At 61.5% G+C, this 13,071-nt stretch carries 12 protein-coding genes; 10 read left to right on the forward strand and 2 right to left on the reverse strand.

Features of this window, described 5'->3' with window-relative positions; all coding sequences use genetic code 11:
* Positions 1-91: 91 nt before the first annotated feature.
* Both tynA and paaZ read right to left on the reverse strand, forming a co-directional pair.
* The gene (tynA, locus tag IM284_RS04605; RefSeq protein WP_047368473.1) at positions 92-2,365 is read right to left on the reverse strand and encodes a primary-amine oxidase; all 2,274 of its coding nucleotides are present in this window, start codon (positions 2,363-2,365) and stop codon (positions 92-94) included.
* Between the two features lie 203 nt (positions 2,366-2,568).
* Positions 2,569-4,611 carry a phenylacetic acid degradation bifunctional protein PaaZ gene (gene paaZ / locus IM284_RS04610; RefSeq protein WP_041910195.1) on the reverse strand — a complete coding sequence of 681 codons (2,043 nt, stop codon included), beginning with the start codon at positions 4,609-4,611 and terminating at the stop codon, positions 2,569-2,571.
* Positions 4,612-4,896: 285 nt separating this feature from the next.
* Between paaZ and paaA the strand changes: the two genes are divergently transcribed.
* Genes paaA through pcaF form a run of 10 tightly spaced genes read left to right on the forward strand, consistent with a single transcriptional unit; the run spans position 4,897 to position 13,063 of the window.
* Positions 4,897-5,826 (forward strand): 1,2-phenylacetyl-CoA epoxidase subunit PaaA, encoded by a 930-nt coding sequence (gene paaA, locus IM284_RS04615; RefSeq protein ID WP_028013027.1) that lies wholly within the window; start codon positions 4,897-4,899, stop codon positions 5,824-5,826.
* A gap of 12 nt (positions 5,827-5,838) precedes the next feature.
* The gene (gene paaB / locus IM284_RS04620) at positions 5,839-6,126 is read left to right on the forward strand and encodes a 1,2-phenylacetyl-CoA epoxidase subunit PaaB (RefSeq protein ID WP_003857353.1); all 288 of its coding nucleotides are present in this window, start codon (positions 5,839-5,841) and stop codon (positions 6,124-6,126) included.
* Positions 6,127-6,134: 8 nt separating this feature from the next.
* Positions 6,135-6,881, forward strand: a complete 747-nt coding sequence (gene paaC, locus IM284_RS04625) for a 1,2-phenylacetyl-CoA epoxidase subunit PaaC (RefSeq protein WP_047368474.1) — start codon at positions 6,135-6,137, stop codon at positions 6,879-6,881.
* Between the two features lie 11 nt (positions 6,882-6,892).
* Positions 6,893-7,390 carry a 1,2-phenylacetyl-CoA epoxidase subunit PaaD gene (paaD, locus tag IM284_RS04630; protein WP_047368475.1) on the forward strand — a complete coding sequence of 166 codons (498 nt, stop codon included), beginning with the start codon at positions 6,893-6,895 and terminating at the stop codon, positions 7,388-7,390.
* Positions 7,391-7,397: 7 nt separating this feature from the next.
* Positions 7,398-8,468 carry a 1,2-phenylacetyl-CoA epoxidase subunit PaaE gene (paaE, locus tag IM284_RS04635; protein WP_193055735.1) on the forward strand — a complete coding sequence of 357 codons (1,071 nt, stop codon included), beginning with the start codon at positions 7,398-7,400 and terminating at the stop codon, positions 8,466-8,468.
* Positions 8,465-9,232, forward strand: a complete 768-nt coding sequence (gene paaF / locus IM284_RS04640) for a 2,3-dehydroadipyl-CoA hydratase PaaF (protein ID WP_047368477.1) — start codon at positions 8,465-8,467, stop codon at positions 9,230-9,232. Before paaE ends, paaF begins: the two co-directional genes overlap by 4 nt.
* Positions 9,232-10,020 (forward strand): 2-(1,2-epoxy-1,2-dihydrophenyl)acetyl-CoA isomerase PaaG, encoded by a 789-nt coding sequence (gene paaG / locus IM284_RS04645; RefSeq protein ID WP_041910183.1) that lies wholly within the window; start codon positions 9,232-9,234, stop codon positions 10,018-10,020. Before paaF ends, paaG begins: the two co-directional genes overlap by 1 nt.
* 1 nt (position 10,021) lies before the next feature.
* The gene (gene paaH / locus IM284_RS04650; RefSeq protein WP_047368478.1) at positions 10,022-11,446 is read left to right on the forward strand and encodes a 3-hydroxyacyl-CoA dehydrogenase PaaH; all 1,425 of its coding nucleotides are present in this window, start codon (positions 10,022-10,024) and stop codon (positions 11,444-11,446) included.
* On the forward strand, positions 11,436-11,858 hold the full coding sequence (paaI, locus tag IM284_RS04655; RefSeq protein ID WP_028013034.1) for a hydroxyphenylacetyl-CoA thioesterase PaaI: 423 nt from the start codon (positions 11,436-11,438) through the stop codon (positions 11,856-11,858). Before paaH ends, paaI begins: the two co-directional genes overlap by 11 nt.
* Positions 11,858-13,063, forward strand: coding sequence for a 3-oxoadipyl-CoA thiolase (gene pcaF / locus IM284_RS04660; RefSeq protein WP_193055736.1), 1,206 nt, complete (start codon positions 11,858-11,860; stop codon positions 13,061-13,063). The genes paaI and pcaF overlap by 1 nt, the downstream gene beginning before the upstream one ends.
* Positions 13,064-13,071: the final 8 nt, after the last annotated feature.

Consider the following 13,071-nt stretch of genomic DNA (forward strand, 5'->3'; position numbering starts at 1 on the left):
TCATGCAGGTGAGATATCAGTAACTATAAGCAAGCCAGGACGATCATCAAACGTCAGGGTAAAAAAAACCGGGCAATTGCCCGGCGGGTGGTTATTTTTCGTCTTTTTTCTTCCCGAGCGTTGGCGTCTCGTCGAAGAAGTTCCACGGTTTAAGCAGGGTATGCACCCATTCCGTCGGCATGATCGGCCACTCTTCCGCGCGTGCGACGTGGGTGGTGCCGGTGGTCATCCAGACCACGTCGTCCTGGTCGTTGAGCGACTCGTTATCCTTGCTGTACTGGCCCAGACCCGTATCGTGGATAGAGCGGTTCGGGAATTTCCCTTCCGGATACAGCTCGTCCGGGTGGTAACGCGTCACCCACAGCTGTTTATCCATAAAGCTCAGACGATGGTAGATCCACTCGTCCGGGGCAAATTTCGCGCCTGTCGCCACCGGATGGGTACCGCCCGCGTAAGGGATAATCTGGTACGAGACCGGGTTGCCCATGCGGTTCTCCTTGCTGGTGTTGCTCAGCAGTCGGATGGTGCCCGGGTCAAACTTCTGTGCCGCCTGCTGTTCGGTATCAATATCGTACTGATTGACCTGCATGGTGCTGGTGCGCGGGCCGCCGGCGGTATTCGGCTTCACTTCCGGGTCCATCGCCACCAGCTTGTTGTTGATGCCGTCCACGTCCATATCAAGACGGAAGTTATAGATGTGCTGGTGCGTGGTGCCCACGATATTATGATCGATCAGCGTGCCGTACTTTGTGTCGTCTTTGGCGGTGGCATCATGCATGGTTTTTGCCTGCACGCCTTTCACCGCCTCGATACCCGTTGCACCGGCGTCAATGCCGATGGTGCCGTTTTCGTGGAACACCCAGTCGAAGATGTAATCGTAGTTGCCCACGGTACTCACCCAGCGCACCACCAGCTCGCGGCGTTCGGCGCTGACGTTCGGCTTGCCCATCTCCTGATGTTTATATTCTGGCCCCGCGTAGCGTTCGAAAATGGCGATCGCGCGCGGGATCTCCATCGGCGTGCCGGTGTAGTCCGGGATGGTTTCGTTGAGCATCACGGCGTTGGACGGCACGTCTTTACCGCGCACCAGTGGCGAGGTCAGGGTGCCCATGCCGTAGTCGCCGGAGTCGAGATAGGCCTTGAAGTACCAGCCCACGTCCGGATCGCCGTACGGGACAATCATGCCGCCGAGCGATCCCTGATACATCACCTGACGCTTTTTCCCGTTGTCGTTGTAAGTGACGGTCGAAATCATCGGGCCGACGCGGGAATCCAGGCTCAGGTGGAAATCCCAGTTCTGCCAGTGCACCATATCGCCGGTAATGGTGTAGTTCTTGCCTTCCGGCTCAATGATGTCGAGCGGCTTTTTCGGCGTCTCGACACGGTCGCGGCCGTCATAGGGGCGCGGAGTCATCGGAACCGGCACAACAGCACCTTCTTCAATCTTCTGGATTTTTTTCTGCTCAAGATCGACCACGGCCACGAGGTTCTCGATCGGGTGCGCCCAGTAGTTGCCGTCGCCGACGTCCAGATAGCTCACCACCTTAAGCAGGCGGTCTTCCTGCTTCAGGCCGTCTTTACCGTCGAAGTAGCCGACGGTAAGCGGCGTGGTGATCACTTTTTTCGGGTCGGTGATGCCGTGTTTTTTAAGCACCTCGGCAAACTCCGGGCTCTCGTTAATGATCTGCTGAACCGCGGTGAAATCATCCAGCAGCACCATGCCGTGCGCGTCCTTCACCGGCTCCCAGCGCAGGATTTTTTTATCCTTCAGGTCCACTACGCTTTCGATAACGTGCTTGCCGTCGAGCATGACGATCTTCGCCTGGCGAGGGGCGTCCACTGCCGTACCGTTGAGCACAAAGTCCCACACTTTGGCTTTCTCTGGTTGCGCAAGGGCGATCTGGGTAAAGCGGGTATTGGGTTTAAAATCCGCCGAGGCTTTCACAATCCCGACAGCCTGCTTAATTTCGTCCGCCGTGAGCGCGTTTAGCGGGTGAGGACGTTTTTCAACCTGGAAGGTCTGGTCAAGACCAGACTGGAAAACATCGTTGATGAAGGTCTCTGAGATAAAGGCTTTTTTGTCCTTCATCACTACCGGCACTTCAAGCTTGAGGGGGTGACCGTTGACGATGGCCGTCTTTGCGCCCGGTTTGACCTTCACGAAGGCGCCGTCTTTCGCAATGGTGAACATCTGTGCGTAATCATCCCACTGAACGTCCGCGCCAAAATCCTGCAGTGTTTTGTCCATCGGGACCATATGCGCCTCGCTGCCGTGGGCGAAAGCAGGGGATTGCCAGGCGCAACAGAGCGCAACGGCCATGGCCAGTGCCGTTCTACGGGCAGAAAAAGAAGAATTGCTTCCCATCGTAGACCTCATCTTGTTGTGTTTTTAGGGTTTATTGTGTTGTGACAGCCTTATCCTGACAGGCGCCTGAGAAAAGCGTTTGCCTGCATCTGCCAGGTTATTTGTTGGTCTTGCCAGGTTAAAAAAGGCGCTGAGATAAATCACAGGTCGTGCAGAGCGATCTCCTCTCCCCGTTGGGGAGAGGGGCAGGATGAGGGCGAACGTTAGCTGAAATCACCCCGCTGGCGCGCCACCAGCGTCAGAATGGAGTAGAGCGCCACGGCCTGCTGGTGCTGGTTGAAAATCTCTACCGCCCATTCCACCACGCCGGTCGGTTTTTCCTCGGCAGTACGCTGTTTCTTCAGCGTTTTGCGCTTGCAGGTCAGACGCACCTGGATGGTGTCGCCCGGCTTGACCGGCTCGATAAAGCGCAGGTTTTCCATGCCGTAGTTGGCAATCACCGGCCCGACGCCTGCATCAACGAACAGTCCCGCCGCGGCGGAGATCAGGAAGTAGCCGTGAACCACGCGCTCGCCAAAGATCGACTCTGCCGCCCCGATCTTGTCCATATGGGCGTAGAAGTGGTCACCGCTCAGGCAGGCAAAATTGACGATGTCCGCCTCCGTCAGCGTGCGGCGCGGCGTCAGCAGGCTGTCGCCCGGCTGCAGTTCCTCAAAGTATTTACGGAACGGATGGACGCGATCTTCCTGCACCGCTGCGCCACGCACCCACTGTTTGCCGATGGCGGCCAGCATCGTCGGGCTACCCTGAATTGCGGTGCGCTGCAGGTAGTGCTTCACCGCGCGCAGGCCGCCCAGCTCTTCGCCGCCGCCCGCGCGGCCAGGGCCGCCGTGCATTAGCTGAGGAAGCGGGGAGCCGTGGCCGGTAGATTCTTTTGATGATTCTTCGTTAAGGATCTGAATTCGCCCGTGGGCGCGTGCCGCGCCGGCAATAAACTGGCGGGCAATGTTCAGGTCTGCGGTGACAAGCGTCCCCGCCAGGCTGCCGCCGCCCGCGCGGGCAAGCTGCATGGCGTGCTCTGCACTGCGATACGGCATCAACGTGGCGACCGGGCCGAAGGCTTCGGTATCGTGCACCGCCGGGGTTTCATCCGGCTGCGGGCAGAACAGCAGGGTCGGCGGGAAGAACGCCCCCGCGGCCTGCAAATCCGCTTTGCCGCCCAGACGGATCTGGCAGCCTGCGGCGACCAGCCGATCCACTTTCTCCTGCACGTCTGCGCGCTGTTCAGCGTTGACCAGTGCTCCCATCTTCACCCCTTCCTGCGCCGGGTCGCCCATCACCACCTTTTCCAGACGGGCAATCAGCGCCTGGCTGACGGCATCAACCTGGCTTTGCGGGACGATAATCCGGCGAATGGCGGTACATTTCTGCCCGGCCTTGGCGGTCATTTCGCGGACCACCTCCCGAATGAACAGGGCAAACTCCGGCTGCTCCGGCGTGACGTCTTCACCTAACACGCAGCAGTTCAGGGAGTCGGCTTCCATGGTGAACGGAATCGAATTCGCCACAATATTCGGGTGTACGCGCAGGCTTTGCCCGGTGCTGGCGGAGCCGGTAAAGGTCACCACGTCCTGGCTGTCGAGCTGGTCGAGCAGATCGCCCGCGCCGCCGCAAATCAGGCTGATGGCGCCGTCCGGCACCAGTCCGCTGTCCACGATGGATTTGACCATCGCCTGCGTCACCTGCGCGGTAGCGGTGGCGGGCTTGATGATGGCGGGCATCCCGGCAAGCCAGGTCGGCGCGAGTTTTTCCAGCATTCCCCAGCAGGGGAAGTTGAAGGCGTTGATGTGTACCGCCACGCCGGATTTCGAGGTCAGAACGTGGCGCGCCGCAAAGCCGCCTTCTTTCGACAGCGGGATTAGCTCATCTTCCGGCCACAGCGTGTCGTCCGGCAGCTCGCGGCTGCCCAGGCTGGCGTAAGTGAAGAGGGTGCCGATGCCGCCTTCAATATCGACCCAGCTGTCCGCCTTCGTCGCGCCCGTCTGGGCGGACAGGGCATAAAACGCCTCTTTTTCGCCGAGCAGGTGTTTCGCCACCGCTTTCAGCATGGCGGCACGTTCAATAAAGGTCATGGCGCGCAATGCCTCGCCCCCATGCTCAATGGCATAGCGACGGGCGGCCGCCATGTCCAGTCCTTCGCTGGTCACTTCCCAGAGTGCTTCGCCGCTGATGGCGTGATGAATCGCGCGTTCGCGGCCCCGGCCAGACTGCCAGGTACCGGACAAGAAGCTGGCTAACTGCTGCATCGCTTATCTCCAAATGTTTCGTGATTTCACTATTAATAGTTTGATCGCGAATCATAAAAATCAAGCTGTGTTTTTAATGAATTGTTAACGTTGTGATCTGGCTGGACGAATCGCGTCGCGTAAAGGCGCTTTGCAAAAGGCCTGGCGTAAAAGCCTTGCGAGCAGCATCACAAAACCGGGAAACAATTCTTGGGGTTATATTTAACCTTTGTGTAACTTTTAAAAAACAAAGTGATTCAACATTTCGCTTTAATTTGCAAACTAACGAATCATAAAGGTGATGACGTGACGCAAGAACAACGGTTTGAGCAGCGCATAGCGCAGGAGACGGCGATTGAGCCTCAGGACTGGATGCCGGAAGCCTACCGTAAAACGCTGATCCGCCAGATTGGTCAGCACGCGCACTCCGAAATTGTCGGCATGCTCCCGGAAGGGAACTGGATAGCCCGCGCGCCGACGCTGCGCCGAAAAGCGATCCTGCTGGCGAAAGTGCAGGACGAAGCCGGACACGGCCTTTACCTCTACAGCGCGGCGGAAACGCTGGGCTGCGCGCGGGAAGACATCTACCAGAAGATGCTCGACGGCAAGATGAAATACTCCTCCATCTTCAACTATCCGACCCTGAGCTGGGCCGATATCGGCGTGATCGGCTGGCTGGTGGACGGGGCGGCCATCGTCAACCAGGTGGCGCTGTGCCGTACCTCCTACGGCCCGTATGCCCGGGCGATGGTGAAAATCTGTAAAGAAGAGAGCTTCCACCAGCGTCAGGGCTTTGAGGCCTGCATGGCGCTGGCGCAGGGCAGTGAGGCCCAGCGTCAGATGCTGCAGGACGCCATCAACCGCTTCTGGTGGCCGGCGCTGATGATGTTCGGGCCGAACGACGACAACTCGCCTAACAGCGCCCGCAGCCTGGCCTGGAAAATCAAACGTTTCGGTAACGACGAGCTGCGCCAGCGCTTTGTCGACAACACGGTGCCGCAGGTGGAGATGCTCGGCATGACGGTGCCGGATCCGGACCTGCGTTTCGATGAAGAGAGCGGCCACTACCGCTTCGGCGAGATCGACTGGCAGGAGTTTGACGAGGTCATTAACGGGCGCGGCATCTGTAACCACGAACGTCTGGCCGCGAAACGCAAAGCCTGGGACGACGGGGCGTGGGTGCGGGAAGCCGCGCTGGCGCACGCCGAAAAACAACGTACCCGTCAGGCCGCATAAGAGGAAATAACCATGAGCAATGTCTACTGGCCGCTGTACGAAGTGTTCGTACGCAGCAAACAAGGGTTATCCCACCGTCATGTGGGCAGCCTGCATGCCGCCGACGATCGCATGGCGCTGGAAAATGCCCGTGATGCCTACACCCGCCGCAGCGAAGGGTGTTCTATCTGGGTGGTGAAGGCGAGTGAAATTGTGGCCTCCCAGCCAGAAGAGAGCGGCGAGTTCTTCGACCCGGCGGAAAGCAAGGTTTACCGCCATCCGACGTTCTACACCATCCCTGACGGCATCGAGCATATGTGAGGCAAAGAATGAACTCAGTGACTGCCTATGCCCTGCGTCTGGGCGACAACGGTCTGGTGCTCTCCCAGCGTCTCGGCGCCTGGTGCGGCCACGCGCCGGAGCTGGAAATCGACCTCGCGCTCGCCAATATCGGCCTCGACCTGCTGGGGCAGGCGCGCAATTTCCTGACCTATGCCGCGGAATTAGAAGGCCAGGGCGATGAAGACACGCTGGCGTTTGGCCGCGACGAGCGCCAGTTCCGCAACGTCCTGCTGGTGGAGCAGCCGAACGGCAGCTTCGCCGACACGATTGCACGCCAGTACCTGATGGATGCCTGGAACGTGGCGCTGTACGAACGCCTGACACAGAGCAGCGACGGCCAGCTTGCTGCCATCGCCGCCAAAGCGATCAAAGAGGCGCGCTACCATCTGCGCTTTAGCCGCGGCTGGCTGGTGCGGCTGGGCGACGGAACAGAAACCTCCGCGCAAAAAATGCAGCAGGCCATCGACAACCTGTGGCGTTTTACGGCGGAGCTGTTTGACGCCGATGAGGTCGAGCTTGAGCTGATTGACGCCGGCGTGGCGGTGGATCCGCGAACCCTGCGCCAGCCGTGGGAAAGCGAAGTGTTTGCTGGTCTGAAAGAAGCCTGTCTGCAGGTTCCCGCAGAGGTGGCGTACCGCACCGGGGGCAAGCAGGGGCTGCATACCGAACATCTGGGTCCGATGCTGGCGGAAATGCAGTATCTCCAGCGCGCGTATCCCGGTCAGCAGTGGTAAAGGAGAACGCTATGCAACGCCTCGTCGACATCGCGCCTGCGCAAATTCCGCAGATCTGGTCGCTGTTAAGCCAGATCCCCGATCCGGAAGTGCCGGTATTAACCATCACCGATTTAGGCATGGTGCGCAGCGTGAAAGCGCAGGGGGAAGGCTGGGTGATTGGCTTCACGCCCACCTACTCGGGCTGCCCGGCAACCGAACACCTGCTGGGGGCGATCCGCGAGGCGATGATCGCGCATGGCTTCACTCCCGTGCACATCGTGCTCCAGCTTGAACCTGCCTGGACCACCGACTGGATGACCGCCGACGCGCGCGAGCGCCTGCGGGCGTATGGCATCAGCCCACCCGTGGGGCATAGCTGCCACGCGCACGCCCCGGCAGAGGTGAGCTGCCCGCGCTGCGCCAGCACCGACACCTCCCTTATCAGTGAATTTGGCTCGACGGCCTGCAAAGCGCTCTACCGCTGCAATACCTGCCGCGAGCCCTTCGACTATTTCAAATGTATTTGAGGCTGCCATGACAACGTTTCATTCATTAACAGTGGCAAAAGTGGAACCTGAAACCCGCGACGCGGTAACCATCACCTTCGCGGTGCCGCAGGCGTTGCAGGAGGCCTACCGCTTCCGCCCCGGCCAGCACCTGACCCTGAAAACGACGCTGGGCGAAGATGAGCTGCGCCGCTGCTACTCCATCTGCCGCAGCACCGCGCCGGGTGAGATCAGCGTGGCGGTCAAAGCGATTGAGGGCGGGCGCTTTTCCCGCTACGCCCGGGATGAGATCAAAGCCGGCATGGCGCTGGAGGTGATGGTTCCTCAAGGGCAGTTTGGCTACCAGCCGCAGGCTGAACGTGAAGGCCACTACCTGGCAATTGCCGCAGGCTCCGGGATCACCCCGATGCTGGCGATTATCTCCGCCACGCTTTCAACCGAATCCAACAGCCATTTCACCCTGATCTACGGCAATCGCAGCAGCCAGAGCATGATGTTCCGCCAGGCGCTGGCGGACCTGAAGGACAAATACCCGCAGCGGCTGCAGCTGGTCTCCATCTTCAGCCAGGAGCGGCTGGACAGCGACCTGCTCTTTGGCCGCATCGATGGGGAAAAGCTTCAGGCGCTGGCGAAAACCCTGATCAACTTCCGCCAGTATGACGAGGCCTTTATCTGCGGCCCGTCGGCGATGATGGACGACGCCGAAGCGACGCTGAAAGCGCTGGGGATGCCGGAAAAATCCATTCACCTTGAGCGCTTTAACACCTCCGGAATCACCGTTAAGCGCGCGGTGCACGTGCAGGCGGAAGGACACAAAGTGACCGTGCGCCAGGACGGGCGCGACCGTGAAATCACCCTGACGGCGGACGACGAAAGCATTCTTGATGCTGCCCTGCGTCAGGGAGCGGATCTGCCGTATGCCTGCAAGGGCGGGGTGTGCGCCACCTGCAAATGCAAAGTGCTGCGCGGCAAGGTGGACATGGCAACCAACTACAGCCTGGAGCCGGACGAGCTGGCCGCCGGGTACGTACTGAGCTGTCAGTCGCTGCCGTTAACCGCCGACGTGTTTGTCGACTTTGACGCGAAGGGGATGGCATGAGCGAGCTGATTGTTACCCGTCATGGCCGCGTGCTGCAGCTGACGCTGAACCGTCCGGCGGCGCGCAACGCCCTTAACAATGCGCTGCTGGCGCAGCTTGCGGAACAGCTTGAGGCTGCCGCCGTGGATGCCGACATCGCCGTCTGCGTGATTTACGGCAGCGAGCGCTGCTTTGCCGCCGGGGCCGATCTCAACGAAATGGCGGAGAAGGACCTGCCCGCCACACTGAACGATATCCGTCCGCAGCTGTGGGCGCGCATTAACGCGTTTAACAAACCGCTGATTGCCGCCGTGAACGGCTTCGCGCTGGGCGCAGGCTGCGAGCTGGCGCTGCTGTGCGACGTGATCATTGCTGGCGATAACGCCCGTTTCGGCCTGCCGGAAATCACGCTGGGCATCATGCCCGGCGCGGGCGGCACCCAGCGTCTTATCCGCAGCGTCGGTAAATCCCTTGCCAGCAAAATGGTGCTGACCGGCGAGAGCATTACCGCAGAGCAGGCGCTGGGCGCCGGGCTGGTGAGCGATCTCTTCCCGGCGTCTCTGACACTGGAGTACGCCCTCAAGCAGGCGGCGCTGATGGCGCGCCACTCTCCGCTGGCGCTGCAGGCGGCGAAGCAGGCGCTGCGCCAGTCCCAGGAGGTGCCGCTGCAGGCCGGGCTCGCGCAGGAGCGCCAGCTGTTTACGCTGCTTGCCGCCACCGAAGACCGCCGGGAAGGTATCGACGCCTTCTTACAAAAACGCACCCCCGACTTTAAAGGACGCTAATTGTGGAATTTATTCTCAGTCACGTAGAACAGGGCGTAATGACCATTACGCTGAACCGTCCGGAGCGTCTGAACAGCTTTAACGACGTGATGCACCAGCAGCTTGCCGAGTGCCTGAAGCAGGCCGAACGCGATGATGCCATCCGCTGCCTGCTGATCACCGGGGCAGGACGCGGGTTCTGCGCCGGTCAGGATCTGAACGACCGTAACGTCGACCCCAACGGCCCGGCGCCGGATCTGGGGATGTCTGTCGAAACCTTCTACAACCCGCTGGTGCGCCGCCTGGCAAAGCTGCCGAAGCCGGTCATCTGCGCGGTTAACGGGGTGGCGGCTGGCGCGGGAGCTACGCTGGCGCTCGGCTGTGACATGGTGATTGCCGCCCGGTCGGCCAACTTCGTGATGGCCTTCAGCAAGCTCGGCCTGGTGCCGGACTGCGGCGGCACCTGGCTGCTGCCGCGCGTGGCCGGACGCGCCCGCGCCATGGGGCTGGCGCTGCTCGGGGACAAACTCAGCGCCGAGCAGGCGCAGGCATGGGGGATGATCTGGCAGGTGGTGGACGACGACCAGCTCTCCGCCACGGCGCAGCAGATGGCGCTGCACTTTGCCTCGCAGCCGACCTTCGGCCTGGGCCTGATCAAGCAGGCGATCAATGCTGCGGAAACCAACACCCTCGACGCGCAGCTTGACCTGGAGCGCGACTATCAGCGTCTGGCCGGTCGCAGCGACGACTACCGCGAGGGCGTCAGCGCTTTCCTCGCGAAGCGCGCGCCTAACTTTACGGGGAAATAAGATGCTCAACATACGGACTGTCGCCGTGATTGGCAGCGGCACGATGGGCGCGGGGATTGCAGAAGTGGCGGCCAGCCACGGGCATCAGGTGCTGCTCTACGATATTTCCAGCGATGCGATATCCCGCGCTATCGACGGGATCCGCCAGCGTCTGGCCTCCCGGGTGACGCGCGGAAAACTTTCCGCCGATGCCGGGAGCCAGATCCTCGCCCGGCTGCTTCCCGTCACGGATATCGACGCGCTCTCCGCGGCCGAACTGGTGATTGAAGCGGCCTCGGAACGGCTGGAGGTTAAAAAGGCGCTGTTTTCGCAGCTGGCGGAAATCTGCCCGCCGCAGACGGTGCTGACGAGCAATACCTCTTCGATCTCCGTCACGGCGATTGCTGCGGACATCCACCATCCGGAGCGCGTCGCCGGGCTGCACTTCTTCAACCCGGCGCCGGTTATGAAGCTGGTGGAGGTGGTCAGCGGGCTGGCGACCTCCCCGGAAGTGGCCGACGCGCTGTGCGAGCTGGCGCTGAACTGGGGCAAGCAGCCCGTGCGCTGCCAGTCGACGCCGGGGTTCATCGTCAACCGCGTCGCCCGTCCGTTCTATTCCGAGGCCTGGCGCGCGCTGGAAGAGCAGGTGGCCGCGCCGGAGGTGATTGACGCCGCCCTGCGCGAAGGCGGCGGCTTCCCGATGGGGCCGCTGGAGCTGACCGACATGATTGGTCAGGACGTTAACTTCGCGGTGACCTGCTCGGTATTTAACGCCTTCTGGCAGGAGCGTCGTTTTCTGCCCTCGCTGGTGCAGCAGGAGCTGGTACTGGCTGGCAGGCTGGGCAAAAAAAGCGGGAAGGGCGTTTATGACTGGCAGGGCGACAGGCCCGGGGTGCGCTGGGCTGATACCGTGAACGACAGCTACAGCCCGATGCGCGTGGAAAAAAGACGTGACGGTGTCACGGAAATTGATGATGTGTACCTGATTGAAACGCAGGGCGAAACCGCGCAGGCCCTGGCGCTGCGGCTTAACGGCCCGGTGGTGGTGGTGGACCGCATCGAGCGCGACGTCGCGGTCATCGCCGCAGCCGCCAGCAACCCGCATACGGCGACGCAAAAGGCCATCCGCTACCTGCAGCAGCAGGGGCTTCGGGTGGTGCAGATTGCCGATTATCCCGGCCTGCTGGTCTGGCGCACAGTGGCGATGATTGCCAACGAAGCGCTGGATGCTCTGCAAAAAGGGGTCGCCAGCGAGAAGGACATCGATACCGCCATGCGCCTGGGCGTCAACTACCCGAGCGGGCCGATCGCCTGGGGCGAGCGTCTGGGCTGGCAGCGCCTGCTGACGCTGCTGGAGAACCTGCAGCGCCATTACGGCGAAGAACGCTATCGCCCCTGTTCCCTGCTGCGCCAGCGCGCGCTTCTGGAGAGTAGCTATGAGTCATAACGCCTGGCACAACGCCCGCGCCATGTACGAACGGGACGCCTGCGCGCAGGCGATGGGGATGGACATTGTCGATATGGACGACGGCTACGCGGTGGTGTCCATGACCATCACCCCGCAGATGCTCAACGGCCACCAAACCTGCCACGGCGGACAGCTGTTTTCGCTGGCAGACACCGCCTTTGCCTACGCCTGCAACAGTCAGGGGCTGGCGGCGGTGGCCTCCGGCTGTTCGATTGACTTTCTGCGTCCGGGCTTTGCCGGGGACACGCTCACCGCCACCGCGCGGGTCAAGCATCAGGGCAGGCTGACCGGCGTGTACGACATTGAAATTCAGAACCAGCAACAGAAAACCGTCGCCCTTTTTCGCGGAAAATCTCACCGCATCGGCGGCAATGTGACAGGAGAGGCCTGATGCGTGACGCATTTATTTGTGATGGCGTTCGAACCCCGGTGGGGCGCTATGGCGGGGCGCTTTCCGCCGTTCGGACTGACGATCTCGGTGCCGTGCCGCTCCGCGCGCTGCTGGCACGCTATCCGCAGCTCGATCTGGAGCGGATTGCCGACGTGATCTTCGGCTGCGCGAACCAGGCGGGTGAAGATAACCGCAACGTGGCGCGTATGTCGTCGCTGCTGGCCGGGCTGCCGCAGACGGTGTCCGGAACCACCATTAACCGCCTGTGCGGGTCGGGGCTGGACGCGATTGGTTTTGCCGCACGCGCCATTAAGGCGGGCGACGGCGACCTGCTGATTGCGGGCGGCGTGGAGTCCATGTCCCGCGCGCCGTTTGTGATGGGCAAAGCCACCGCCGCGTTCCAGCGACAGGCGGAGATCTTCGATACCACCATCGGCTGGCGATTTGTGAATCCGCTCATGCATCAGCAATTCGGAACTGACAGCATGCCGGAAACGGCAGAGAATGTAGCTGAATTGTTAAATATCAGCCGTGCCGATCAGGACGCGTTCGCGCTGCGCAGCCAGCAGCGTACCGCGCAGGCGCAGCAGAACGGCATTCTGGCGCAGGAGATTGTGTCGGTGCAGGTGCCGGGGAAAAAAGGGGCGGTCAACGAGTTCAGCGAGGATGAACATCCCCGCGCGGACACCACGCTTGAGCAGCTTGCCGGGCTAAAAACGCCGTTCCGCAGGAACGGGGTGGTCACGGCGGGAAATGCCTCCGGCGTCAACGACGGCGCAGCGGCGCTGATCGTCGCCAGCGAGCAGATGGCGCTGGCGCAGGGGCTGGTCCCGCGCACGCGGATCGTGGCGATGGCGACGGCAGGCGTGGAGCCACGTCTGATGGGGCTCGGTCCGGTCCCGGCCACGCGCAAGGTGCTGGAGCGCGCCGGACTCAGCATTAACGAGATGGACGTGATCGAGCTTAACGAAGCTTTCGCCGCGCAGGCACTGGGCGTGCTGCGTCAGCTGGGATTGCCGGATGATGCCGCGCACGTCAACCCGAACGGTGGCGCGATAGCGATTGGTCACCCGCTGGGGATGAGCGGCGCCAGACTGGCGCTGGCCGCGAGTAATGAACTGCACCGACGCGGCGGGCGCTACGCGCTGTGTACGATGTGCATCGGTGTGGGTCAGGGCATTGCCATGATCCTTGAGCGTGTTTGAGCATAAAA

The sequence above is a fragment of the Enterobacter cloacae complex sp. P12RS genome (assembly GCF_014895875.1).
GTDB lineage: Bacteria > Pseudomonadota > Gammaproteobacteria > Enterobacterales > Enterobacteriaceae > Enterobacter > Enterobacter bugandensis.